The sequence below is a fragment of the Clostridium peptidivorans genome, from assembly GCF_900205925.1.
GTDB classification, from domain to species: domain Bacteria; phylum Bacillota; class Clostridia; order Clostridiales; family Clostridiaceae; genus Clostridium_AK; species Clostridium_AK peptidivorans.
Genome location: NZ_OAOD01000009.1, coordinates 1 through 25541 on the forward strand (window position 1 = coordinate 1; position 25541 = coordinate 25541).

At 31.1% G+C, this 25541-nt stretch carries 33 protein-coding genes and 1 other RNA gene; 22 read left to right on the top strand and 12 right to left on the bottom strand.

Translation table 11 applies throughout. The features are described 5' to 3' along the window. The 5 genes from CRN98_RS08810 to CRN98_RS08830 form a co-directional block, all read right to left on the bottom strand. Positions 1 to 191: hypothetical protein (locus tag CRN98_RS08810; protein WP_143331289.1), on the bottom strand; the 191-nt coding region annotated here is incomplete at its 3' end. A 35-nt stretch (positions 192 to 226) separates the two neighbouring features. After that, a complete protein-coding gene (locus CRN98_RS08815) occupies positions 227 to 538 on the bottom strand; it encodes a YbjQ family protein (protein ID WP_097027066.1) in 312 nt (103 codons plus the stop codon). Then, on the bottom strand, positions 519 to 749 hold the full coding sequence (locus tag CRN98_RS08820) for a hypothetical protein (RefSeq protein WP_097027067.1): 231 nt from the start codon (positions 747 to 749) through the stop codon (positions 519 to 521). The genes CRN98_RS08815 and CRN98_RS08820 overlap by 20 nt, the downstream gene beginning before the upstream one ends. Before the next feature lie 171 nt (positions 750 to 920). Then, complete coding sequence (locus CRN98_RS08825; protein WP_097027068.1) at positions 921 to 1214, bottom strand: ABC transporter; 294 nt, start codon at positions 1212 to 1214, stop codon at positions 921 to 923. A gap of 109 nt (positions 1215 to 1323) precedes the next feature. Continuing rightward, entirely contained in the window at positions 1324 to 2454 is a 1131-nt protein-coding gene (locus tag CRN98_RS08830) for an aldo/keto reductase (protein ID WP_097027069.1), read from the bottom strand. A 306-nt stretch (positions 2455 to 2760) separates the two neighbouring features. Here CRN98_RS08830 and CRN98_RS08835 point away from each other — a divergent pair, with 306 nt between their 5' ends. The 9 genes from CRN98_RS08835 (at position 2761) to CRN98_RS08875 (ending at position 10521) form a co-directional block, all read left to right on the top strand. Further along, the gene (locus CRN98_RS08835; RefSeq protein WP_097027070.1) at positions 2761 to 3933 is read left to right on the top strand and encodes an FprA family A-type flavoprotein; all 1173 of its coding nucleotides are present in this window, start codon (positions 2761 to 2763) and stop codon (positions 3931 to 3933) included. A gap of 47 nt (positions 3934 to 3980) precedes the next feature. Beyond that, positions 3981 to 4388, top strand: a complete 408-nt coding sequence (locus tag CRN98_RS08840) for a hypothetical protein (protein WP_097027071.1) — start codon at positions 3981 to 3983, stop codon at positions 4386 to 4388. Between the two features lie 25 nt (positions 4389 to 4413). Continuing rightward, positions 4414 to 4971, top strand: a complete 558-nt coding sequence (locus CRN98_RS08845) for a flavodoxin family protein (protein WP_097027072.1) — start codon at positions 4414 to 4416, stop codon at positions 4969 to 4971. Positions 4972 to 5027: 56 nt separating this feature from the next. Then, positions 5028 to 5225, top strand: a non-coding RNA gene (gene ssrS, locus CRN98_RS08850) — 6S RNA. A gap of 255 nt (positions 5226 to 5480) precedes the next feature. Continuing rightward, a complete protein-coding gene (gene glpX / locus CRN98_RS08855; RefSeq protein WP_097027073.1) occupies positions 5481 to 6452 on the top strand; it encodes a class II fructose-bisphosphatase in 972 nt (323 codons plus the stop codon). A gap of 141 nt (positions 6453 to 6593) precedes the next feature. Continuing rightward, positions 6594 to 7523 carry an HPr(Ser) kinase/phosphatase gene (hprK, locus tag CRN98_RS08860; RefSeq protein ID WP_097027074.1) on the top strand — a complete coding sequence of 310 codons (930 nt, stop codon included), beginning with the start codon at positions 6594 to 6596 and terminating at the stop codon, positions 7521 to 7523. Beyond that, positions 7513 to 8064 (top strand): 5-formyltetrahydrofolate cyclo-ligase, encoded by a 552-nt coding sequence (locus CRN98_RS08865; protein WP_097027075.1) that lies wholly within the window; start codon positions 7513 to 7515, stop codon positions 8062 to 8064. The genes hprK and CRN98_RS08865 overlap by 11 nt, the downstream gene beginning before the upstream one ends. Before the next feature lie 5 nt (positions 8065 to 8069). Beyond that, a complete protein-coding gene (locus CRN98_RS08870; protein WP_097027076.1) occupies positions 8070 to 9011 on the top strand; it encodes a magnesium transporter CorA family protein in 942 nt (313 codons plus the stop codon). A 94-nt stretch (positions 9012 to 9105) separates the two neighbouring features. Then, on the top strand, positions 9106 to 10521 hold the full coding sequence (locus tag CRN98_RS08875; RefSeq protein WP_341455803.1) for an aminopeptidase: 1416 nt from the start codon (positions 9106 to 9108) through the stop codon (positions 10519 to 10521). A 190-nt stretch (positions 10522 to 10711) separates the two neighbouring features. On the opposite strand, the gene CRN98_RS08880 is transcribed toward CRN98_RS08875, so the two are convergent. Further along, positions 10712 to 11185, bottom strand: a complete 474-nt coding sequence (locus CRN98_RS08880) for a DUF4883 family protein (protein ID WP_097027077.1) — start codon at positions 11183 to 11185, stop codon at positions 10712 to 10714. 148 nt (positions 11186 to 11333) lie between these two features. Here CRN98_RS08880 and CRN98_RS08885 point away from each other — a divergent pair, with 148 nt between their 5' ends. Further along, positions 11334 to 11603, top strand: a complete 270-nt coding sequence (locus CRN98_RS08885; RefSeq protein ID WP_097027078.1) for a metal-sensitive transcriptional regulator — start codon at positions 11334 to 11336, stop codon at positions 11601 to 11603. 10 nt (positions 11604 to 11613) lie between these two features. Here CRN98_RS08885 and CRN98_RS08890 read toward each other — a convergent pair whose 3' ends face one another. Further along, positions 11614 to 12066, bottom strand: coding sequence for a threonine/serine exporter family protein (locus CRN98_RS08890; protein ID WP_097027079.1), 453 nt, complete (start codon positions 12064 to 12066; stop codon positions 11614 to 11616). Position 12067: 1 nt separating this feature from the next. Continuing rightward, positions 12068 to 12841 carry a threonine/serine exporter family protein gene (locus tag CRN98_RS08895; RefSeq protein ID WP_097027080.1) on the bottom strand — a complete coding sequence of 258 codons (774 nt, stop codon included), beginning with the start codon at positions 12839 to 12841 and terminating at the stop codon, positions 12068 to 12070. Positions 12842 to 12990: 149 nt separating this feature from the next. Here CRN98_RS08895 and CRN98_RS08900 point away from each other — a divergent pair, with 149 nt between their 5' ends. The 7 genes from CRN98_RS08900 to rnfB all read left to right on the top strand — a co-directional run bounded on the left by CRN98_RS08900 (position 12991) and on the right by rnfB (position 19060). Next, complete coding sequence (locus CRN98_RS08900) at positions 12991 to 13833, top strand: PhzF family phenazine biosynthesis protein (RefSeq protein WP_097027081.1); 843 nt, start codon at positions 12991 to 12993, stop codon at positions 13831 to 13833. A 293-nt stretch (positions 13834 to 14126) separates the two neighbouring features. Then, entirely contained in the window at positions 14127 to 15446 is a 1320-nt protein-coding gene (gene rsxC / locus CRN98_RS08905) for an electron transport complex subunit RsxC (RefSeq protein ID WP_097027082.1), read from the top strand. Positions 15447 to 15476: 30 nt separating this feature from the next. Next, positions 15477 to 16406: an RnfABCDGE type electron transport complex subunit D gene (locus CRN98_RS08910; protein ID WP_097027083.1), complete on the top strand. Its 930-nt coding sequence runs from the start codon at positions 15477 to 15479 to the stop codon at positions 16404 to 16406. 1 nt (position 16407) lies between these two features. After that, complete coding sequence (locus CRN98_RS08915; RefSeq protein WP_097027084.1) at positions 16408 to 16977, top strand: RnfABCDGE type electron transport complex subunit G; 570 nt, start codon at positions 16408 to 16410, stop codon at positions 16975 to 16977. A 2-nt stretch (positions 16978 to 16979) separates the two neighbouring features. Next, entirely contained in the window at positions 16980 to 17585 is a 606-nt protein-coding gene (rsxE, locus tag CRN98_RS08920; protein WP_179632061.1) for an electron transport complex subunit RsxE, read from the top strand. Positions 17586 to 17638: 53 nt separating this feature from the next. Then, positions 17639 to 18214: an electron transport complex subunit RsxA gene (rsxA, locus tag CRN98_RS08925; RefSeq protein ID WP_097027086.1), complete on the top strand. Its 576-nt coding sequence runs from the start codon at positions 17639 to 17641 to the stop codon at positions 18212 to 18214. A 21-nt stretch (positions 18215 to 18235) separates the two neighbouring features. Continuing rightward, positions 18236 to 19060 (top strand): RnfABCDGE type electron transport complex subunit B, encoded by an 825-nt coding sequence (gene rnfB / locus CRN98_RS08930; RefSeq protein WP_097027194.1) that lies wholly within the window; start codon positions 18236 to 18238, stop codon positions 19058 to 19060. An 83-nt stretch (positions 19061 to 19143) separates the two neighbouring features. On the opposite strand, the gene CRN98_RS08935 is transcribed toward rnfB, so the two are convergent. Genes CRN98_RS08935 through CRN98_RS08945 form a run of 3 tightly spaced genes read right to left on the bottom strand, consistent with a single transcriptional unit; the run spans position 19144 to position 21094 of the window. Beyond that, positions 19144 to 19656, bottom strand: a complete 513-nt coding sequence (locus CRN98_RS08935; RefSeq protein WP_097027087.1) for a Gx transporter family protein — start codon at positions 19654 to 19656, stop codon at positions 19144 to 19146. An 18-nt stretch (positions 19657 to 19674) separates the two neighbouring features. After that, positions 19675 to 20073 carry a NusG domain II-containing protein gene (locus CRN98_RS08940; RefSeq protein WP_097027088.1) on the bottom strand — a complete coding sequence of 133 codons (399 nt, stop codon included), beginning with the start codon at positions 20071 to 20073 and terminating at the stop codon, positions 19675 to 19677. After that, positions 20060 to 21094, bottom strand: coding sequence for an FAD:protein FMN transferase (locus CRN98_RS08945; RefSeq protein WP_097027089.1), 1035 nt, complete (start codon positions 21092 to 21094; stop codon positions 20060 to 20062). Before CRN98_RS08945 ends, CRN98_RS08940 begins: the two co-directional genes overlap by 14 nt. Positions 21095 to 21284: 190 nt before the next feature. On the opposite strand from CRN98_RS08945, the gene CRN98_RS08950 reads away from it, so the two are divergent. From CRN98_RS08950 to CRN98_RS08970, 5 genes are all read left to right on the top strand, one after another. Further along, positions 21285 to 21944, top strand: a complete 660-nt coding sequence (locus CRN98_RS08950; protein ID WP_097027090.1) for a tetratricopeptide repeat protein — start codon at positions 21285 to 21287, stop codon at positions 21942 to 21944. 4 nt (positions 21945 to 21948) lie between these two features. Further along, positions 21949 to 22632 carry a hypothetical protein gene (locus CRN98_RS08955; protein ID WP_097027091.1) on the top strand — a complete coding sequence of 228 codons (684 nt, stop codon included), beginning with the start codon at positions 21949 to 21951 and terminating at the stop codon, positions 22630 to 22632. 85 nt (positions 22633 to 22717) lie between these two features. Continuing rightward, positions 22718 to 23221, top strand: coding sequence for an NUDIX hydrolase (locus CRN98_RS08960; RefSeq protein ID WP_341455804.1), 504 nt, complete (start codon positions 22718 to 22720; stop codon positions 23219 to 23221). A gap of 16 nt (positions 23222 to 23237) precedes the next feature. Beyond that, on the top strand, positions 23238 to 23876 hold the full coding sequence (gene ppaX, locus CRN98_RS08965) for a pyrophosphatase PpaX (protein ID WP_097027093.1): 639 nt from the start codon (positions 23238 to 23240) through the stop codon (positions 23874 to 23876). Between the two features lie 376 nt (positions 23877 to 24252). Further along, positions 24253 to 24621, top strand: a complete 369-nt coding sequence (locus tag CRN98_RS08970; protein WP_097027094.1) for a hypothetical protein — start codon at positions 24253 to 24255, stop codon at positions 24619 to 24621. A gap of 123 nt (positions 24622 to 24744) precedes the next feature. Here the strand turns inward: CRN98_RS08970 and CRN98_RS08975 are convergent, their stop codons facing one another. Further along, positions 24745 to 25350, bottom strand: coding sequence for a helix-turn-helix domain-containing protein (locus tag CRN98_RS08975; RefSeq protein WP_097027095.1), 606 nt, complete (start codon positions 25348 to 25350; stop codon positions 24745 to 24747). Positions 25351 to 25541 lie beyond the last annotated feature (191 nt).

A 25541-nucleotide genomic window follows, 5' to 3' on the forward strand; every position in this document is an offset into this window, starting at 1 on the left:
CACAAGTATGGAATTTGCATTGTAGAAAGCATTGAGCAAGCAATTAAAAGCTCTTTATTTCTGATTTTAAGGTGCCGTATAGAGCCTTCTACTGTTTGAGCCATAGCGAGTTTAGAAGGCTTAGGCACCTTAAAAGGAAGAAATATTAGAGCTTTTTTGCGAAGCGAAGCTTTCCTAAATGCAAATTCCATACGACCCGTTCAACATTAAAAATGTCGGGAAATTTTTATTTAAATTTTACTGCTGTTCCATAAACTATAACTTCTGCCGCTCCTTGCATTACTGCACTGGAGGCATATCTTATATTTATTACTCCATCTGCTCCTAGATCTTCTGCCTCTTCAACCATCCTCTTTGTTGCAATAGCTCTTGCCTCATCCATCATTTCACTGTAAGCCTTTAACTCTCCACCAACCAAGGTTTTAAAGCCGCTCATAATGTCTTTACCTAAATGCTTAGACTGTATTGTAGATCCTTTTACTATAGATAAAGTTTCTATGTCTTTTCCAGTTATAAAATCAGTATTTACTAATATCATCTTTATCTTCTCCTTTAATTTCCTTTATTCTTTCGATTAGAGTCATTACTAGCATTGTTAAAAGTATTATAAATACAACTACAACTAATATTATTGCTATAAAGGGCACATTACTAACTAAAAGCCCCATAGTGATGCCTAGAGCATATAATATTAAGAAGGCTGCTACTATTATAGTAATTATAATTACAGGTATTAGTCCTTTCTTCAAATTATCCTCCCCTAACTTAGCTATATACAGTAATAATAGCATATATTTATGCTTTTTATACATAGTATTTCAAAGATAGTACGATATAATTATTTCCGCTTATATAACTTCATTTTATATAAAATAAAGTTATATAAAATAATAAGAATGACAGGATACCTGCCATTCTTATTATTTAGTAACTTCTTCGTATTCCACATCAATTACTTCAGAATTATATACATATTGATTGCTGTCTTTATATATCTCAAATGCTTCTTCATTTATGTTTTCTGCCTTTTTAAATCTTTTAAATTTTGATTGTATGAACTTTATTCCTCTATAGCCTGCATATATTAATATACCAACTGGAATTAATATAAATAAGCCTTGGATTATGAAATAAGTTAAAAATAAAAATCCTAGAATTTTTAATATCTTAAATAACCCTTTATCCATTCCATAACCTTTATTAAAATACTCCATTCATATCACCTTCTTTTAGGTATAATTTAAAACCTTACATATAATATATCATATTTTGTAGAAACATAGTTATAAGCACTATGAAGAATTCATTAATAATTTGTTAATTTTAAGCTAGTTCTTCATGCAGTTTTTTAAGTGCATCAATTATTGGTAAGTTTTGAGGACATAGGGTTTGACACTTGCCACACTCTATGCAGGAGGAAGCTTTTTTGCTTTCATGTAAGTCTTTATATTTTTTAAGAGAATTTTTTAAATCATTGTATATATATCTATCATTATAAATTGAAAAGTTTAGGGGAATATCAACACCTTGCGGACAAGGCATACAATACCCACATGTGGTGCAATTTATTTTAATTAAGTTATTATAAGTATGATGAACTTCATCTACTATTTTAAGCTCTTCATCTGTAAGTGAGTGTATTTGAGAATCATCAGCATATTTTATGTTATCCATTACTTGCTCTATAGAACTCATACCACTTAATATAAGGGTAACTTCTGGTTGGTTCCACAGCCATTTAAGTGCAGAGTGGACAGGACTTCTTTTGATTTCAGACTTATCCCATAAGCTTTGAATTTTCTCTGGAGGAGTTATGGCAAGTTTGCCACCTTTTAAAGGTTCCATTATAATAACTGCCAGTCCTTTAGATGCGGCATATTTTAATCCTTCTAGTCCGGCTTGATAATCTATATCCAGTATATTATATTGTATTTGACAAAAGCTCCAATCATATGAATCTACAATTTCTTTAAATGTATCTATATCACCATGAAAAGAAAATCCAGGGTATTTTATAAGGCCTTTTTCTTTAGCTTCATCTAAAAATTTCAATACATCTAGCTTAATAATCTGTTCCCAGCTTTCTTTATTAAGAGCATGTAATAAATACATATCTATATAATTTGTTTGAAGCTTTTGAAGCTGATTGTTTAAGTATTTATAAAAATCTTCATAGCTTTTTATAAGCCAAACAGGGGATTTGGTAGCGAGGTTTACTTTTTCTCTATAACCATCTTTTAGGGCCTTACCAACAAATACTTCACTTTGTCCATTATGATAGGGATAGGCAGTATCCACATAGTTAACTCCATTATCTATTGCATACCTTAACATCTTTATGGCTTTTTCTTCATCTATAAGCTCGTCATTATTATTTATTACTGGAAATCTCATACATCCAAAGCCTAATGAAGATACTATAAAATCTTCTCTTCCAAATTTTCTATAAAGCATAAATCAATCCTTCTTTCTATAATTTTCAAAAAATACATTAATTGTTATTATATAATATGTTTAATTAACTATGAATATTAAACAAGTAAAGATTACAATGGAATAAAACTTTTTTAAATACACAAAATAACATTATATATTAATTAATAATTTTCAGGATTATTTATTTTTTGAGGAAATATGGTACAATAATTTTAAGGAAAGAAATTCAAGTGAAGTTATAACTGTGCATATATAGCTAAGTGAAAATTTGCTTGAAATGATACATTGGTATAAAACATAAGGGGTCAAGGAGGATGTGATAAAATGAACCATATAAATTTAAAAGAAAATATATACTGGATAGGCGTAAAGGATCCAAATTTAAGAGTATTTGACATAATAATGAGAACAGAATATGGCACTACATATAATTCTTATTTAATAAATGATGAAAAAGTTGCTATAATTGATGCTGTAAAAGAAGGATTTTTTGAAGAATTTATGACAAATGTTAAGGAAATTATAGGGGACAAAAAGGTTGATTATATAATATCTCAGCATACAGAATTAGATCACAGTGGCACTATAGCAAAACTCCACGAGGTTTATCCAGATGCTAAGATAATAGCATCTAAAGCAGGTTCCGTATACTTAAAGGATATAATAAATAAAGATTTGGATATAATGGTAATTCCAGAAGAATTAAATCTTGGTAAAACAACATTAAAGTTTATATCAGCTCCTAATCTTCATTGGCCAGATACAATCTTTACCTATGCCAAAGAGCAGAAGATGTTATTTAGCTGTGATTTTTTAGGATGTCATTATTGCCCAAAACACGATGTTGTGCAAGGATATGAAGAAGAGTATGAGGGAGAAGTAGAACACTACTTTAAAGTTATAATGGCTCCTTTTAAAAAATTTGTGTTATCAGGATTGGACAAAATTAAAGATTTAGAATTAGACATGGTATGCACAAGTCATGGTCCTATACATACTGGTGAAGATATTTCTAAAAGTATAGAAACCTATAGGAGACTTGCGTCTACCGATGCACCAAAGGATAAAACTGCAGTAGTGCTTTACATTTCAGCCTATGGAAATACAGAAATTATGGCAAGGTATATAAATGATAAATTAAATGAAAAGGGAATTAAATCTGAATTACATGAAATAACAACCTTTGGCATTGATGAATCAATTTCTGCTATAGAAGGTGTAAAAGGAGTTATATTTGGCTCACCTACTATAAATCAAGATGCTGTAAAACCTGTTTGGGATGTGATGTCTGAATTATCTGCAATAACTAATAGGGGAAAGATAGCATCAGCCTTTGGTTCCTATGGATGGAGTGGAGAAGGTGTTCAGCTTATGATGGATAGAATGAGAGGCTTAAAACTCAATGTAGTGGATGGATTTAGATTCAAGTTTGTACCAAGTGAAGCTGAATACAAAATGGCAGATGAATTTGTAGATAGATTTATAAGTAAATTTTAGTACAATGTATATAATTATATATTTAAATAAAAGGAGATGTATTACAAATGGATAGAGATGATATAGTTAAATTTCTTTTAGTTAGTGGATTAAGTGAAGTTGAAGAAATAGAGTATAAGGACAAGGAAACACTTGTTTTAAGATTTTTTTATGATTTTGATGAAGATGAATTATCTGCAGCACAAGCTTATGCAAAAGAAGAATGTAAAGAAGATGAAAATGAAGAAAAATTTTATGATTATTATGTGCCTTATTTAAATGAGATATCTGTAGATAATGTATCTGATATAGTAGAGGGACTCATGGAAGAAGAAGGTGTAAAGGCACAGTTTATATCCTATGAAGTAGAAATTGATGAAACTGATGAAGAAGAGCCATATACAGAGTTTATAGCAGTGATTACAGAGGATAAAGATGTAGATATAGAAAAAGTATTAGAGGAGTTAAATCTATAGAGTGTGCTAAGGAAAGGAATAATATATGAACATACTAGTTTTTTCAGCTTCTCCAAATAAAAAAGGGAATACCCATAATCTTATGGAAAAGTTTTTAGAGGGGTTAGAGGGTAATAAAGAAATAATTGAGGTTTACGATGAAAAAATAGGTCCTTGTATAGATTGTAAGTATTGTTATAAGGTGGAAAGCTGTGCTATAAAGGATGATATGATTGAAGTTTACGACAAGATAAAGAAAAGTGATGTGATTGTAATAGCAACTCCTATGTATTTTTCTGGGGTGCCTGCACCTTTAAAGGCTCTTATAGATAGGCTTCAAGTATATTGGAGTAAGAAGTATATAAGAAAAGATAGAACTAATATAAAGCCTAAAAGAGGAGTAATTCTTGCAACAGGAGGAAGCTCATGGCCGGATATGTTTAAGCCTGTAGAAGAAACTCTTGTATTTGCTATGGCAGCTATGGATGCTAAGGTAGAAGAAAAAATATACGTAGAAAGTACTGATAAGCTTCCTATAAAGGATAATGAAAAATTATTAAAGGAAGTTTATGAAAAAGCTGTTAGATTTAATGGTAAAAAATAAGAAAAACGTTTTCAAAATGCTCTTGAAAATTTTCTAAATAATGCTATAATAATATTGTAACCCTGAGGTGTGCGTGAGACTTAGTTGTTCAACCGACATTATTTGAAAGGGACCTTTAATACTCAAAGCTATGTCAAGCTGCTGATGCTGATATATAGATTAGCTAAACTGCAGTAGGCAGAAGGTTGATGAAAGGGACCCACCTGCGATAGGGCGGGTGTGAAGAGTAAGTTTAACGGCACATTGGGATAAAATTTAGTTTTCATAAGCCAGAAGTTATATGACTTCTGGCTTTTTATTTTTTTGTGGTTATGTTTAAAGTAATTTAAATATAACCACAAAATTTTAAATAAGTGTTGAGTAAATTATGATATGTGTTATAATATTTACATAAAGTATAGCTTAAATACTTTTAGTTAAGCGTTTAAGTAAAATAAAGTGTATTTAAATAAAGATTATACTATACTATATTGTAATAAATTAATATTATATAAATGGGAGGAAGTAACGTGAAAAATCAAGATATAGCAATGGGACTTATAAGAGTAACTGAAGCTGCAGCACTAGCATCAGCAAAATATATGGGTAGAGGAGATAAGATTGCAGCTGATCAAGCAGCGGTAGATGGTATGGAAAAGGCTTTTGGACTTATGCCTATAAGAGGTACTGTAGTTATAGGAGAAGGCGAATTAGATAACGCACCTATGCTATATATAGGACAAGAAGTTGGAATAGGACATGAAACTATGCCAGAGATGGATATAGCTGTTGATCCGTTAGATGGGACATCACTTATAGCTAAAGGACTTCCTAATTCTATTGCAGTAGTAGCTATGGGACCTAAGGGAAGTTTATTACATGCTCCAGATATGTATATGAAAAAGATTGCAGTAGGAGCTGGAGCAAAGGGAGTTATTGATATAGATAAATCTAATAAAGAAAATATTATTAATGTGGCAATGGCCCTTAATAAAGATGTAACAGAGCTTACAGTAATGGTACAAGAAAGAGAAAGACATTCAGATATAATAAAAGATGCAAGAGAACTAGGCGCAAGAGTTAAACTCTTTTCAGATGGAGATATAGCAGCAGTACTTGCCTGTGGATTTGAAAATACAGGAATAGATTTAATGATGGGTACAGGAGGAGCTCCTGAAGGAGTTATTTCTGCAGCTGCTATAAAGTGCATGGGAGGAGATATGCAGGCTAAGCTTGTACCTTACAATGAAGAAGAAATAAAAAGATGCAAGGAAATGGGAATCTCTGACCTAGACAAAGTGCTTTTTATAGATGATTTAGTTAAAAGTGACGATGTATATTTTGCAGCCACAGGAATAACAGATTGTGACTTATTAAAGGGAGTAGTTTATTCTAAAAAAAGCTTTGCTGCTACTGATTCTGTAGTAATGAGAGCTAAAACAGGTACTATAAGATTTATAGAAGCACATCACCAACTTTCTAAAAGCAATTTATATATTTAATATAATAATTAAAAAGATAACTTCAATTTAAGGAAACTTTGCAGATTGCAAAGTTTCCTTAAATTTTGCTTTAAATTGCATTCAAAATAAACCTATTATGGTATAATTTAATTTAAAATTGAATACCAGGGAGGAATTGTTATGCCAGTTACTGTAGAGGAGTTAATAAAGGACTTGCAATTGGAAGTTATAAATGAAGGTAGAGAGAATATTGAAATAAATATTAGCGATATAAATAGACCGGGACTTCAATTTTCGGGGTTCTATAGTTATTTTGCAAATGATAGAGTGCAAATTATAGGTAAGGCAGAATGGAGCTTTTTAGATGTTATGAACACGGAGCTTAGAACTAAAAGACTTAGAAAATTTTTTCAGTTTGAAACTCCATGCACCATATTTACTAGAGAATTAGAACCACATAATGAGTTTATTCAAAGTGCAAAGGAATATAATAGATGGGCACTGAGAACCAATAATATTTCTACTAAATTCATAAGTAAAATTATGGGGTATTTAGATGGTAAATTGGCACCGGAAACAAGACTTCATGGAGTACTTGTGGACGTATATGGTATAGGAATATTAATCACTGGAGAAAGTGGAATTGGTAAAAGTGAAACAGCACTAGAATTAATAAAAAGAGGTCATAGATTAGTAGCAGATGATGCAGTAGATATAAAGGAAATAGAAGGTAAGCTTATAGGTACTTCTCCATATATAACATCCGGGATGATAGAAGTGAGGGGAGTAGGCATAATAGATATACCTGCATTATATGGATTAAGTTCAGTCTTGGAGGTAAAAACCATTGGACTTATAATACACTTGGAGCAATGGAAGCCGGAGCAAAATTATGATAGGCTTGGAATAGATAGGGAAAGCGTAAAAATATTAAATACTGATGTAAAGAAAATAACACTGCCTATAAGACCTGGAAGAAATATTGCAGTTATTATAGAAGCGGCGGCAGTTAGTCATAGGTATAGTTTAAGCAGTACTATAACTCCTGTAGATACCATAAGCATGAGGATGGATGAAGAAGTAATGAGGAGAAATAAAAATGATAGATAAAAAAGAATTAAGAAAAATTATATTAGAAAAAAGAGATAATATAGTTTTAGATGAAAGAATTAAATATGATAATGATATATTTAAAGCTGTAGTAAATAGCTCTTTATACAATAAATCAAAATGTATATTTATTTTTGTTAGTTATAAAACTGAGGTAAATACCCATGAAATAATAAAGTATGCATTATCTCAACGGAAGAGAGTATGTGTGCCTAAAGTTTTATCTAAAAGCGAAGGTATGTATGCAGTAGAAATAAAAAAAATTGATGATTTAAAATCAGGAAAGTATGGAATACTAGAACCAGAAAACTTTGAAAATAAAATAAATGAAGAGGAAATAGATTTAGCGTTAATTCCTGGAGTAGCTTTTGACAAGAACGGAGGCAGAATGGGATATGGGGCAGCATTTTACGATAGATTTTTGGTAAAATTAAAAAGGGATACTCCTAAAATTGCCCTTGCTTATGGAATGCAAATAGTAGATTATATACCAATGAATGAATGGGATGTTAAAGTTGATGGAATAATAGCTAATGGGTGAATAATATGATAGCTTTTAACATAGAGGATAAGTTTAAAATAGTAGAAAATAAACTATCAGACAATGTAAATTTTAATTTATGGGTAAATTGCTATGTAGATGAATTACTAGATATTAAACAAAGATTTGTGCTAGATGAAGAGGCTATAAATGAATGCAAAGATTTTAATAAAGGAACAAAAATAGAGTTTTTTAAAAATTACATATTTATAGTTCTCAATATATTTGATTATTATGATGAGGGTGTACATTCTAGAGAATTATATATTTTTTTAAGTGATAATTATATAATAACTACTTTTAAGGAAAAGCTAGAACTTTTAGAACTTCTTATGGAAGATATAAGAAAGGAAAAAAATTGTTTATTGCTTAAGGAAAATGCTGATCCTCAACTTATACTTTATTATATTTTAGATAGAATAATATTAAAAAACTATAATGTTATATCTAAATTAGAAGAGCAAAGTGACAAAATAGAAATAAGAATACTTAAAAATCCAGAGCATAAGCAATTAGATGATCTTATAGATTTGAGAAGGCAAGTATATAAAGTTAGAAAATATTTAAATCCGCTAAGATATATAGGCGATTCCTTGCTAAGTAATGATAATTCCATAATTAAAGATACGAACATGAAATACTTTGAAAGTTTAAATACAAAAATAGATAAACTTATGATGTCCCTGGAAAGTTTAGTTCAAGATCTAGCTTTAGGAAGGGAAGCGTTTGAGGCTGAAATGTCTAATAAAACCAATGAACTTATGAAAATATTTACCTTAATAGCTACAATATTTTTACCTTTAAACTTGATTACAAGTATATATGGGATGAATGTAAGGCATATACCGTTTGTATTTACAGATTATGGTTTTTATTACTTGTTTGTAATTATGATTATAGTTTCACTTTTACTTATATATTTGTTTAAAAGAAAAAAATGGCTTTGATGCATCACAAAAATTTAAAATGTCTATGTATTATGATATAATGGAAAAAGTAAATATTACAGGAAAAGGGAGGTGGATCTGCTCTTAATTACCTATGGGCAGAAAAACAATGGAAAAAGATTTAGTGAAAAAATATGAATATGCTTGGGATAAATATAGTAAAGAAGATTTAGAAAAGGTATTTGCATTAAGTGAAAGATATAAGGAATTTATGTCTAAGTGTAAAACTGAAAGAGAATGTGTAATAGAGCTTGCAAGATTTGCAGAAAAAAAGGGCTATAAAAATTTAGAAGATATTATAAAAAACAATGGAAGTCTTAAAGCAGGAGACAAAGTATATGCTAATAATAAAGATAAAACTTTAGCATTATTTATTATAGGAAGTGAACCTATAGAAAAGGGTATGAATATATTAGGAGCTCATGTGGATTCTCCAAGACTGGATTTAAAGCAAAATCCACTTTATGAAGATACTGATTTAGCAATGTTTGAAACCCATTATTATGGTGGAATAAAGAAATATCAGTGGGTAACTCTTCCGCTTGCTATTCATGGGGTTATAGTTAAAAAGGATGGAACAGCAGTAAATGTGGTTATAGGAGAAGATGATAATGATCCTGTAATAGGAGTTTCTGATCTTTTAATTCATTTAGCTGGAGATCAGTTAGAGAAAAAGCTTGGAAAGGCTATAGATGGGGAAGATTTAAACATACTTGTAGGAAGTATTCCAATTCCTGATAAAGATGTGAAAGATAGAGTAAAGAGAAATATATTAAGACTTTTAAATGAAAAATATGATGTGGAAGAAGAAGATTTTGTATCCGCAGAATTAGAAGTAGTTCCTGCAGGTAAGGCAAGAGACTATGGATTAGATAGAAGTATGGTTATGGCTTATGGACATGATGATAGAGTATGCTCATACACATCCTTTGAAGCTATGATGGATATGGAAAATCCTAAAAAAACATGTGTTACTCTTTTAGTAGATAAAGAAGAAATAGGAAGTGTTGGAGCTACAGGAATGAAATCTAAGTTCTATGAAAATACTGTAGCAGAAATAATGAATCTAGTGGGAGATTATAATGAATTAAAGCTTAGACGTGCACTTAATAATTCTAAAATGTTATCTTCAGATGTAAGTGCGGCATTTGATCCAAATTTCCCATCTGTAATGGAAAGGAAGAATTCAGCTTATTTTGGAAAGGGATTAGTGTTTAATAAATACACTGGTGCTAGAGGAAAATCAGGTTCTAACGATGCTAATGCAGAATATGTAGCAGAAATTAGAAAAATAATGGATAAACATAACGTATCTTGGCAAACTTCAGAACTTGGTAAGGTAGACCAAGGCGGTGGTGGAACCATAGCATATATACTTGCAGAGTATAATATGGAGGTAATAGATTGTGGAGTAGCACTTCATAATATGCATGCACCTTGGGAAGTTGCAAGTAAAGCTGATATATATGAAGCTATGAGAGGGTACTATGCTTTCCTTGTAGAAGCATAAGAGTTTAATATATTTTATCACTAATATTAAAGCAAGAGGATAAAGTGAATTTACCCTCTTGCTTTATATGATTTATGCATGATTTATAGAAATCTCTGATTTCGTTATAAATCAGCACATCTCAATTCATTGAGATGTTTCCTCGCATTATTTACAAAAAACTTTGATTACATCACAAATCAGCACATCATTAATTTTTATCTCTAGGAATCATATAATTACATATGTTGTACAGATTATAGGAGTAAGGTACTTTACTCATATTTATAAAATCCATTTCATAAAATCCATCCCAGGGGTATATAGAAGCTAAATCTTTACTATATACGTTTATTACATATTTTTCGTTAGAAATGGTAATGAATATCTTATACAAAGGTTTTTTAGGAAGATCTTTAGGTCTATCCATAAAGGATTTTTCATCAAGGCTTGAAAAAAAATTAGGTATTACTTTTAAATCTTCTGAAGATAGCTCCTTTTCCTTATAATAAGAAGTATCCGTTATTGAACATCTGTAAGAGTTATTTAAATTAATTTCGTTAGATAAAAGGTTTGTATAATAATATTTAGTTTCTTTACCTTTATAATAATGGTACCTAGAGCATGAACTAGTAAAAAGCATAAGCATCATAAGTAAAATTACATAACAAAGTTTTCTTTTCATTTAAGCCACCTTTACCTTGTTTTCATTAAACATCATATGAGATGAAAATAAGTTTTATTACTTTAAAAATAGAAAATTTAGTTGAAGGTGCATATAAGAAATGATATAATATGAATACCCAGAGGGGTATTTTAATGAGGTGATAACAATGGCAAATGATAGTGTTAAAAAGGATATTCAAAATAGACTTAAAAGGATAGAAGGCCAAGTAAAGGGCATAGAAAAAATGATAGATAATGATGCAAGTTGTAAGGAAATTTTAATACAAATTGCAGCGGTAAGATCTGCAATAAATAAGGCAGGAGCCATGGTTTTACAAAACTATGCCAAAAACTGCCTAGGAAATTGTGAAGCATTAAGTAAAGATGAAAAGGCAGTAGATGATTTAATAGGTACCTTAACAATGTTTATGAAGTAATTGTGCTAAATTACACTTTAGCACAATTATTTTTTTTATGATAAAATGTTATAAGTCTAGTTAATGATGAAACTAAAATCACTCCAACGGCAATAGCACCTGCTATTGTAAGGGTTGAAAGTCCTGTATTTAAGGATTTGGTTACATTTCCTTCTACTGAAGCAAGCATAGTGTAATACATGCCTCCTCCAGGAACTAGTGGAAGTATGCCGCATATTATAAATATAGTAACGGGGCATTTTCGTACTCTTGCCATTACTTCAGAATATATAGCTACAGCTACAGAAGCGTAAAAGAAGGCTAGAGGTTGAGAAATAGTATATTTTAATGAAAGCATATAAAAAAACCAACTTAGCCCTCCGCCTAGGGCAGCTATCCAAGTGTTTTTTCCTTTTATATTAAATATAACTGAAAATGCCAGTATTGCAATGAAAGAATAAAAAGAAGGCAAAAATAACTCCATTTTATATAGAACCTCCTCCAAAATGAGATATCCAAAATGAAAATACCAAACCACTTCCAACAGCAATTGCAATGGCTATAAGAAATGATTCTATAATTCTAGAAGTTCCTGCAACTAAATCCCCGGCTATAGTATCTCTTATGGCATTGGTTATTGTAAGACCTGGAACTAACAGCATAAGAGAACCTATTACAATTTTGTCGGTATTATTTCCTATATGTAATGAAGTACTTGCCAGTGCAATAAAGGAAGCTGCAGCACCTCCTATAGCATTTATAAAAAAGGAATTAGTTCCAATTTTGTTTAAAGTCCTAGAAAGTATTTGTATAGTAAAGCCGATGAGCATAGAAACACAAAAATCGTTAAAATCTCCTCCGAATAATAAGGTAAAAAAACCTGCAGATATAGAAGAACAAAATATAACTAAGTTTCGTTCATATTCCTGTCCGTTTTTTATAGTTATTAAATAATCTTCAACTACATCTAGGGGAAGATTTTTACTACATATTTGTCTAGATAAATCATTTATTTTAGATATTTTATCTAAATCGACTTTACGGTGTCTGACTCTAGTTACTTTAGAATAGACTTTTCCATCTATATCTGTTATAGATATCATTATTCCTGTAGGGGTTACAAAGCTATCAACCTTTTGTACTCCATAAGCACTACACATACGTTCTATAGTTTCTTCTACTCTATAAGTTTCAGCTCCGTTTTCTAGCATAATCTCACCAGCAAAGGAAGTTAAATGTACTAATTTATTTACATCCATTTTATCTCCATCCTAATAATAAAATCCAATCCAATTATAGCATAATTTTTTAAAAAGAATATAAAAAATTATAAAAAATATTGACTAATTAATAAAATTATGAATTAATAAAATAGTATGTAAAATTATAGAAAAGGGAGTAGAGGGAAATGATAAAAGTTTTTCTTGTAAAGTCTTTTACATCATCTGAAAATGGAGGAAATCCTGCAGGAGTAGTTATAAACAATGGACTGAAGGATGAAGAAATGCAAAGTATAGCAAAAGAAGTAGGTTTTTCAGAAACCACCTTCATAAGAAAAATGGATTGCAAGAATTTTGAACTTAGGTATTTTACTCCAGAAGTTGAAACTAACTTATGTGGACATGGAACTATAGCAGCCTTTTACTGCATGAAAGTATTAAATGAAGTAGAAGAAGCAGAAATATATATGCATACTAAGGCTGGTAAATTAAAAATATTTATAAATGACTCTAAAATTTATATGGAGCAATCAAAGCCTATTATAAGTGACATATGTATTGAAGAAAGGTTAATATTTGAAGCGTTAAATATACCTTACGAAGATAAGAAGGAAAACCTACCTATTAAAATAGTATCTGTGGGAACGCCTAAAATAATTATACCTCTTAAAAATCGAGATATGCTTTTTTCTATAAAACCTGATTTTGAAAAACTTAAGGAAATTTCACGTATGACCAGTTCTAAAGGCTTTTATCCATTTACTTTTGATGTACTAGATAAAAATAACCTTATACATGCAAGACAATTCAATCCGTTGTTTGGTATACCTGAAGATCCTATTACAGGGGTGGCAGCAGGTGCGTTAGGAATTTATTTAAATAAATTTTATGATAAAGAAATGGAAGTCTTCAGTGTAGAACAGGGATACATATTAAATAAGCCAGGTATAGTAGGTGTAAAAATAGAAGAAGGCATTTCCTATATAGGTGGATCAGCTGTACTATATGATGAAAGACATATTGAGCTGTAAATGGACATTGCATAATTGTCGAAATAATTTTAAATTAATTACTATTCATACATTTGAAAGAATACAAAAAATTATTCATTTTAGTTATTAATAGAGGAATTTGCATGTTATTGTAGAATATTATTATGTCGGAGAAATACTCCTTGTGTTACCAATGAACCAATTTAAAAGTTGTTCAAAAACTATTGACATATTTCGCGTAACAAATTAGTATATAAATGAGTATTTGTATACTCAAAAATTTAATGTTTATATTGTATTTCATATAGAAATTTAAAGAATGGAGGGTCTTTATGGAATTATTAACTTTTAAAAACGGAGTACATCCCCCTCATGGTAAACATTATACAGAAAACAAGCAAATAGAAGAGTATTTACCAAAGGGAGACGTTATTATACCAATGGCACAACACATTGGTGCCCCTGCTGAACCACTAGTAAAAAAAGGTGATAGGGTTTTAGTAGGACAAAAGATAGGAGAAGCTAAGGGGTTTGTATCTGCAAATATTCATAGCAGTGTATCTGGAACTGTTAAAAATATTGTAGCAGTATCAAATTTTAACGGAGCTAAGGTTTCAGCAGTAGTTATTGAAAACGATGGACTTTATGAAGAAGTAGATACAATAAAGCCAAATGCTGACTATGCAAAGTTATCAAAGGAAGAAATAATAGAAATCATAAAAGAAGCAGGTATAGTAGGTATGGGTGGAGCTACATTCCCAACTCATGTAAAACTTATGCCACCAGCTGACAAGAAAATAGAGTTCATAGTAGTAAATGCTGCAGAATGTGAGCCATATTTAACTTGTGACCACAGAATGATGCTTGAGTACACTAAGGAAATAATTGAAGGATTAAAAATAGTTCTGAAGTTATTCCCAGGTGCAAAAGGATATATAGGAATAGAAGACAATAAGCCAAATGCTATAAAAGCTATGGCAGAAGCAGCACAAGGAACTGGAATAGAAGTAAAAGCTGTTAAAACTAAGTATCCTCAAGGAGCTGAAAAACAGTTAATCTATTCTTTAACAAAGAGAGAAGTACCATCAGGTGCACTTCCAGCAGATGCAGGATGCGTTGTTCAAAACGTAGACACAATCTATGAAATATACAATGCTGTAGTAAATGGTAAACCACTTACTTCAAGAGTTGTAACTGTAACTGGTGATGCAGTAAAAGAACCAAAAAATATCAGATTTAAAATTGGAACTTCAATGAAGGAACTAGTAGAATTTGCTGGTGGATTTGTAGAAGATCCAATAAAGATAATATCTGGTGGTCCTATGATGGGAATTGCAATGTATACTTTAGATGCTCCAGCAACAAAAGGAACTTCAGGAATACTTTGCTTAACTAAAAAGGTAGCAACTGTAGAAGAAGAATCTAACTGTATAAATTGCGGAAAATGTGTACAAGTTTGTCCGATGAACTTAATGCCAACAACACTTGCGGCATCAGCTTCAATGCAGAACTATGAAATGTTCGATCAATATGATGGAAGAGATTGTATAGAATGTGGATGCTGTTCATTTACTTGTCCAGCAAGACGTCATTTATTACAAAGAATACGTTCTGGTAAAAAGGTCGTTTGTAAAACTCCAAAGAAAAAATAAAATTAAAATTTAAATAAGAGGTGAATATAAATGTCCGAAACAACAATGTATACCGTATCTTCATCTCCACACATACGTGCGAAAGATACAACTCAAAGCATAATGAGAGATGTTGTTATAGCTTTACTTCCAGCAACTGCTGCAGGAATATACTTCTTTAAACTTCAGGGACTTTTAGTAATACTTGCTTCAGTACTTTCCTGTGTAGCAGCAGAGTATATATGGCAAAAAGCTACTCATAGAAAAGTAACTATAAGCGATTTAAGTGCCGTTGTAACAGGATTATTATTAGCTTTTAACTTACCAGCATCTGTTCCACTTTGGTTGCCAGTAATAGGCGGATTCGTTGCAATTATAATAGCTAAACAATTTTTCGGTGGAATAGGTCAAAATATCGTAAACCCAGCTTTACTTGCAAGAGCGTTCTTACTTGCATCTTGGCCAGTAGCTATGACTACATGGACATTAGATGGAACAACAACAGCTACACCACTTGCTTTCTTAAAAGGAGTTGAAGCAACTGGTCAGGCACCTAGCTTAATGAATGTATTTATAGGAAATGTTGGTGGATGTATTGGTGAAACTTCAGCACTTGCAATAATTCTTGGTGCAGCATACTTATTTGCTAAGAGAATTATTGATTGGAGAGCTCCAGTTACATTTATAGCTACTACTTTTATTATGACTGCAATAGCAGGAAGATCTGCAAATCCATTTTATGAATTATTTGCAGGTGGATTAATGCTTGGAGCATTCTTCATGGCAACAGATTATGCAACTTCTCCAATTACACCACGTGGTAGAATAATATTTGGTATTGGTTGTGGAGTAATTACTGGTCTTGTCCGTATATTTGGTGGATATCCAGAAGGTGTATCTTACTCAATACTAGTAATGAACTTGTTCGTTCCACTTATTGAGAGATGGACAGTTCCAAGAACTTTTGGGAAGGTGAAATAGTATGAATAAGGATAGCAGTTTAAGATTAGGTATAATATTATTAGTTATAGCTGCAATATGTGGACTTATACTAGGCGGTGTAAGTGAAGTAACAAAAGCTCCAATAGCTGTTCAAGCAAAGAAAACTGTTGATGAAGCAAATAAAGCAATACTTCCAGAAGCAACAGATTTTGCTGATAAAGCTGGAGTTACATTTACAGGAACAGTTTCAGCTGTAACTGAAGGAAAAGCAGGAGCAGATTTAAAGGGTTATACTATAACAGTAGCACCTAAAGGATATGCAGGTCCTGTAAAAATGATGGTTGGATTAACTACAGATGGAAAAATATCTGGAATTAAAATAATAGAACATGCAGAAACTCCAGGTCTTGGTGCACTTGCTCCAGAACCAAAGTTTTCTGGACAATTTACAGGAAAACCAGCAAAAGAATTAACAGTTGTAAAGGCACCACCTTCAGCTGACAATCAAATTGAAGCAATAACTGGTGCTACAATAACTTCAAAAGCAGTTACAACAGGAGTTAATGAAGCTATTAAATTCTTTGATGCTAACTTGAAAGGAGGCAAATAATAATGAGCATGATAGGCGATAGATTATCTAATGGTATAATAAAAGAAAATGCTACTTTCGTTCAAGTGCTTGGTATGTGTCCAACACTTGCAGTTACATCAAGTGCCATGAATGGTTTAGGTATGGGACTTTCAGCTACAGTAGTACTTATAGCTTCCAATGTATTTATATCTGCACTTAGAAAAGTAATTCCAGATAAAATACGTATACCATGCTATATAACTGTAATTGCAACACTAGTTACAGTGTTACAATTTTTACTTCAAGCATATTTACCAGCATTAAATAAATCCCTAGGTATATTTATACCACTTATAGTTGTTAACTGTATCATACTTGGTAGAGCAGAGGCATATGCTTCTAAAAATGGAGTAATAGCTTCAGCTTTTGATGGACTTGGCCAGGGACTTGGATTTACTTTATCTTTAACTGTACTTGGAATAATAAGAGAATTATTAGGAACAGGAAAGGTATTTAATTTTCAAGTTATGCCAGAAGTTTACCAGCCAGCATTAATAATGATACTTGCTCCAGGTGCATTTATAACACTTGGAATACTTATGGCTATATTAAATAACAGAAAGTTAAAGAAGGCTAAAGCTAACTAATTTAGCTTTGCCTTCAGTCCTTAACTTATAAAAAGGAAGGTGTCAGAAGAAAAATGAGTATATTTACTATATTTATAAGTGCACTATTAGTTAATAACTTCGTTTTATCCAGATTCCTTGGAATATGTCCATTCCTTGGAGTTTCTAAAAAAGTTGAAACAGCAACAGGTATGGGAGCTGCCGTTACTTTCGTTATGGCATTAGCTTCAATGATGACTTATTTAGTTGAAACATTTATATTACAACCATTAAATATAGGTTATTTATCAACATTAGCATTTATACTAGTTATAGCATCCTTAGTTCAGTTTGTTGAAATGGTTATAAAGAAGATGAGTCCAGACCTTTATAAGGCACTTGGAATATACTTACCACTTATAACTACAAACTGTGCAGTTCTTGGGGTTGCAGTTATAAATAGTAATGAAAAATACAATCTTATTCAATCAGTTGTAAACTCTGTAGGAGCAGCGCTTGGATTTACATTAGCACTTGTATTACTTGCAGGTATAAGAGAAAAATTCGAAACAAATGAATATATTCCTGAACCATTAAGAGGCTTACCAATAACTTTAATAACAGCAGGTATAATGGCAATAGCTTTCTTAGGATTCCAGGGCTTAATCTAATTAGGAGGTGTTAGCATGGAAATGAATAGCTTATTATTCCCTGTTATAAGCTTAGGGGGATTAGGTATAGTATTTGGACTTCTTTTAGGATATGCTTCAAAGAAGTTTGCTGTAGAAGTTGACGAAAGAGTACCACTAGTTAGAGAAGCTTTACCAGGAGCTAACTGTGGTGGTTGTGGATTTGCAGGCTGCGATGCTTATGCAGATGCAGTTGTTAATGAAGGAGCAGCACCAAACAAGTGTCCAGTTGGTGGAGCAGCATGTTCAGCTAAAATTGCTGAAATAATGGGAGTAACAGTTGACTCTTCAGAACCAAAGAAGGCATATGTAAAATGCCAAGGTACTTGTGGAAAAGCAAAGGAAAAATATGAATACTATGGTGCAACTAGTTGTATAGATGCAGCTAATACTCCAGGTGGCGGTTCAAAGTCTTGCACATACGGATGTCTTGGACTTGGAAGCTGTGTAGGAGTTTGTATGTTTGATGCTATCCATGTAGTAGATGGAATAGCTGTAGTAGATGAAGAAGCATGTACTGCTTGTGGTGCTTGTATAAATATTTGCCCAAAGAGTGTTATAGAATTAGCACCTATGTCCAAAAAAGTACGTATTGCATGTAACTCTCACGACAAGGGATTAGAAGTTAAAAATGTATGTTCTACTGGATGTATTTCTTGTGGACTATGTGTAAGAAACTGCCCAAGTGAGGCTATAACAATGGTTAATAACTTACCAGTTATAGATTATGACAAGTGTACTCAGTGTGCAGTATGTGTGGCAAAATGCCCAACAAAAGCTATTGCAAACTTAAATGAAAAGTTAGAAACAAAAGCAGCAAATGCTTAATACAAAAAGCATGTAGTTTATAAACTACATGCTTTTTTATATACTCTGTATAATTTTATTATAAAAGAAATATCTTAAATTCATTAAGATATTTCTTTTAAGAATGGTATCTTTTCTAAATGCTTTGATAAAAAATTAGTAACAAGTCCTATAAAATATCCAGCTGCTATAGCTGAAATCATAAGTATAGGGAGATAGAAGTATACTTTAAAGTCCTGCACAACAAGCGATGCCACAAAAAGCTGCCCTATGTTATGAAATATTGCTCCAACTATACTTATACTCCAAAGACTAAAACTTTCTTTAAATTTTGTATAAAGTATTATCATTATAACGTTGCTAAGTATTCCACCAGAAATACTATATAAAAAGGAGGACATATTTCCTCCTAAAAAAGTTCCAAGTAAGGTTCTTAAGAACATTATAATCAGTGCTTCTTTAGGACCCATTATAATTAAGGCTAAAAGTGAAATTGCATTGGCAAGTCCAAGTTTTATACCTGGAAGTATTACCGGAATTTGTGCTTCTATCACATATATTACAAGAGCAATGCTTGTAAGAAGACTTAAAAGAACCATTCTTTTTGTCTTTTTCATTCAATCACCTCAAGACTCTTAATATGAAGCTCCATCTATATCACTTGGAGTTTTACTCATAGTTTTTTCGCCTTCAATACTTACTATAACCTTGTTTGGAAGGCAGACAATTGACTGCCCAGCATCAGAAATCCATCCTGTTTTTATGCAAACTTTATCAGGACAGTCTGCATCTATTATACTAATTTTATTGTTTTCTACAACTATAGTATTAAAATGATCCCCACTTTTAATGTCAAATTTTTCAGTGCCTTTTAACTTTGATAGGTTTATAGTTTTAACAACTTTTCCGTTCTCTTTAATCACAGCTATTTTATCTTTGTCTTTAAAGGCTAATTTATACGCATAGGTTCCAATACTTGCAATTAGTAAAACTGCTATTACTATAACGAATAATATCTTATCACCTTTCTTCATACTTATACTCCTCATTTGTTATTTTAAAATGATCCTTTAATCCAGAGGTATAATATACTTTTTTATCAGCTGTTACAAATACTGCCTCTACACCATCTAAAGATTCTATAAGCTTCATTCCTTTATCTACGCCAAGTACAAAGGTGCTAGTGGATAGAGCATCCCCATCAACGGATTTATCAGAAATAATAGTAGTGGCTATTATTCCACTTTCAGATGGATAACCTGTTTTAGTGTCTAAAATATGATGATATCTCTTACCATCCTTAATGAAAAATCTTTCATAATTCCCTGAACTCACTACAGATTTACTGCCAACTTTAGCTATAGCAAAGTATTCTCCTCTTTCCTTTAAAGGATCTTGCACACCAATATTCCAAAGAGATCCATCCAATTTTGAACCAACAGTTAATACATTACCACCTAAATTAATAAAAGCTGTTTTTACGTTGTTTTTTTCTAAAATATCTTTTACTAAATCAGCAGTATATCCTTTAGCAATTCCACCTAAATCTATAGCTTGATTAGGATATTTAAGCTTAACTTCCTTAGTATCTTCTTTAATTAACACGTCTTTATAATTTACAAGCTTTAGTTTTTCCTTTATATCGCTATCACTCGGAAGGTTAGCTCTATCTGTGCCAATTCCCCAAAGGCTGCTTAAAGGACCTATTGTTATATCAAAGGCACCATTAGAAAGTTTACTGTATTCAAGGGACTTTTGTATTACATTAAAGGTATCATCACTAACTTTTACATAAGCTTTACCTGCATTTTTATTTATAAGAGAAACTTCGCTTGTAGGTTTAGTTACAGACATTTTATCATCAACTTCGGATATCTTTTTCATAGCTTCCTCTGTTGCCTTTTCTGCATTTTTACCATAGGCTTTAATTTCTACAACTGTTCCTAGAAGATAATTCTGCTTAACTACTTCCTTATTTGATTCATTGCTACAAGAACTAAGTATAAAAGTTAAAGAAAAAGCTGCAATTATACTTGCTAGTATTTTTTTCTTCATGCTATCCCACCTTTGTTACGTTTATTGTCAAAAATAAAAACATATTAATTATAACATAAATATACTTATATTTGTATGAATTATAGTATATTATGGGGATTAGTTAACTCATTTATATTAAAAGGGTAGATTTTTATATAGGGTAAGATATATAATAAAAATGTTAATCTTTTAAGAAGGAGTGGATTTTATGAAAAGTCAAAGCAATTATCATACCATAAAAAAGTTTCAACAAATTGTCCAAGAAGAATATAACACAAATATAAATGAAGAAAATTATATTGAAGTAATTTTAAAGGAAGTAGAAAAAAACACTTCATTATATAATTATTTTAAACAGTACATAGATAACAATAAGGATAATCTTAATGTTTTATGGGCGCTAGAAATGCTTTTATTTATAAGAGCCTCTGAAAAGAAGGACGTAGAAGAAGTAGAAAATTACAGTAAGAGATTAAAAATATATGCTGATAACTATTATATAGAATATGTATTAGCAGATATGAGCTTAAGATACTATGGAAACTTGTTTGAAAGTAAAGAAAAGTTTCTAAAGGCACTTGCATTAAAAGAAAATGACCCAATGACGCATTATAACTTAGGATACATATATAATCTTTTAGGGATGTTTGATAAGTCCTTAGAAAATTATCAAAAATCAAGTTTCTTTAGTGATGACGCACCTAATGGAGAAGAGTTAAAAGTAAAAGCTCTTTACAATATGGCTAAGCATTATCTTATAGTGAAAAATGATGATGAAAAGGCAGAGATTGTATTAAATGAAGTGCTAGAAATCAATCCATATTATAATAATGCAAGATATATGCTAGATAGCTTGAAAGGAGAATAATATTATGGAAAATAACAATGCTCATGATATATGGTTGCCAGATCAATTAACAGCAGTAAAACTATTTTTAACACAAATAGAATGTTCATTAAATGAAAAATTTGAAGCTTTAGATGGAAAAACATTATATGAATATACCATTATAAATAAAGATGCATCAGGAATATTAAAAGTATTACCTGAGCTTGAAAAATCACCAATATATGATGAATATAAAAAAATGCTTCCATTACATAAGACAGAATTTATATATCAATCTGTTTACAAGAAAACAGGAGGAGTACTTAATTTATTTTATGGAGAAACAAAAGAATCCATGGATAATGACTTAAAGAACTTAACAAATAAAGAAGGCAATAGAAAGGAAGCTATAGCTAAGTGGGGAGATACTCCTTCAGAGCTTTATAGTGCGCTTACTCCAAAGCTTGTATGGGCAGGTGGAGGAAAGATTGAAAAAGAGCTTTTATTTGACTTTGGTAAAAAGCTTACAGAAGCAGTAGGAAAAGAAACCTTTCATACTCAAGGAGCAGCTGTTATAAGAGCCATAGAATTTTTAAGAGTATGGCAGTTATCTTATAATGACATATGTGAGGATACTCCAATGAATTCTATTATAAAGGAAAGACAGGAAATATATAATGCAAAAGTTAAGCTTTTAAATGAAATGGGAATAGAGCACGACTTTTAAAAATGAAACATCTCAATAAATTGAGATGTACTGATTTATAACGAAATTATAAATTTCTATAAATCATGTAAGGAGTGGATTAATCATGGATAAATTAATATATGATGGATGGTTAAAACTTTATAAAAGGGAAGTTAAAGATAGGGAATATGAAATAGTTAAAAATCATGATGCAGTTTCAGCTATAGTATTGAACGAAGAAAATGAAATACTTTTAGTAAGACAATTTAGACCTGCAGTAATGAAAGAAACCTATGAAATTCCAGCGGGGGTTCTAGATATAGAAGGGGAAGAGGTAGAGGATTGCCTTATAAGAGAGCTTCAAGAAGAAACGGCGCTAAATGTAGAAAAGGCTGACATTAAGAAAATAGTTTCCTATAAACCTATACTAGGATTTAGCGCAAGTACTATGAATATGTTTTTAGTTAATATAAATAAAAGTGATTTTGATACAAATAAAATACAAGATGAAGATGTACTAGAAGGTACATGGGTAAGTCTTAAAAAATTTGAGAGTATGGTTGTAAACGAAGAAATAATAGATGATAAAACCATAATGGCGTATTTTTATTTAAAGTCGCTTAACTAGATAATAGGAGGAAGAAATGACAAAAGCAATACTTTTTGACTTGGATGGAACTCTTATAGATACCAATGATTTAATATTAAAGTCTTTTAGACATGTTTTTGATACTTATTTAGGGCATCTAAATATAGAAGATGAAGAAATAGTTAAAACCTTTGGAGAGCCTTTGATGGGAGTAATGGAAAGATATGACAAAGATAGAGCTAAATTATTATTTGATACATACATAGAATATAATGAAGCAATTCATGATGAGCTAACAAAGGAAATAAAGGGAGTACAAGAAGGTTTAAGCTCTTTAAAAGAAAAGGGATTTAAGCTTGCAATAGTCACTTCCAAAAGAAGAGCTATAGCTTTAAGAGGACTTAAGTTATTTAATTTGGATAGGTTTATGGATGTGGTTATAACTCCAGAGGACACAATAAAACATAAGCCAGAAGGAGAGCCAGTTTTAAAGGCTTGTGAAATGCTAGATGTGTCTCCTAAAGAAGCCTTAATGGTAGGGGATAGCCACAATGATATTCTTTGTGGTAAGAATGCTGGAGCCTTAACATGTCTTGTGAAATATACAGCTCTTTCTGTAGATGAAATACTAGCTCATAACCCTGATTATGTGATAGATTCCATTGAGGAAATAGTAGAATTGGTTAATATTTAAGGGGTTAATGTTGAAACGATAGTATGGGATTTGCATTTAGGAAATCGTTCATTTCGCTAAAAACGGCTAATATTTATAAATTTAAAATACCTAAGCCTTCTAAACTCGCTGTGCTCAGACAGTAGAAGGCTCTTAACGGTATTTTAAATTTATAAATAAAGCCGTTTTAAAGCTCATTCAATGATTTCTACAATGCAAATCCCATACTATTTGTTCAACATTAAAAATATTACTGAAACCTACTTTATGTATATGTGGAATTATACAAAATTCAGAAAGTTATAAAGACTATTATAATACCCAGAAGGAATCCTATGATTTATATGGAATATATAAATTATAGGATTTATTTTTATGAAAACTTATGGGGGAATAAATGATTAATAATAAAAAAGTTAGGAAACAGTTGATAGGGGAAAATCTAACTATTTGGTTGTTAGCTTTACTTACATATTATGGGCTCATGGAACACAATAATTTCATAACTATTATTTTTTTGATCTTATTTGTTGCTGTATCAGTAGTTTTCAATGTCCTAGGTAAAAAGGGTATATTGGCTAATATATATATACGACATAATGATTCTAATGATAAATTTATTCAAGTTTGCAGTGTAATAGTTCTACAGATTTTTGCCCTTTATGCTAGAGATACAGGAACTGGAAAGGGAATTTTTTATTTTACGTTTTTTGCATTATCTATTACGGACATGATTAGGCAATATAAAAAACTTGGCTCTATTTAAATCAATGTTGATATATGAGCATAATAAAAGTGGACAAATCAAGTTGTCCACTTTACTATTTAGTTCGACTAATTTTAAAATTGTTCCCGTAAAGTTAATCTGCTGCTCTACAAATTGGAATTTCTAAACCAGTAACAATTTGATATACTGAATTAATCTAAATAAAAAATACATTCCTATAGTGACAACTAGTGTAATCAATCCTGAACAAATTACTAAGAACGCTTTTTGATATGGGCGTTTTCCAACCTCACAACTCTTTTCAATTTGATCAAGTTTTTTTCCCTCGGTAAAAGCTATGATTTCTCTGTATGATTGAATGTCATGAGTTTTCTTTTGCTTTTCAAGGCATATTGCATAATACATTGTAATGCCAAATAGCACTAACCAGATTGCAATTCCAATAAAATTTAAGTAAAGAAATAGTGGAACGGCCAATACTACTGTTGTCATAAGTAGTACAGTAAAAACCGTGCCGTCACGGTTAAACCTTTTGATATCCTCTGTTTTAATTTCTTCTTTCATTTTCTCCAAATCTCCTTTAACTAGAATATCAAGAGAAACACCAAAGAGAGTGCTTAATAGTACCAGGCTATTTATATCAGGATAGTTCTTACCGTTTTCCCAGTTTGAAATTGTCTGCCGTGTTACAAATACTTTTTCAGCCAAATCCTCCTGCGATAATTTTGAATCGAGTCTATATTTTTTTATTTGTTTGCTAATGTCCACTTTGATATTCCTCCTGCTTACATTCTATCGTTCGGAGCGTGTTCATGCTATCAAACCTATTTTACATCACTACTTTTTAATATGTAAAATGAATTTTACATGCCATTATATTGTACTATAAGTGTGTATTAAACAAATTCCTATTTGTCTTACACTTAAAAATTATTTTTCCCATTTAATTATAGCATATT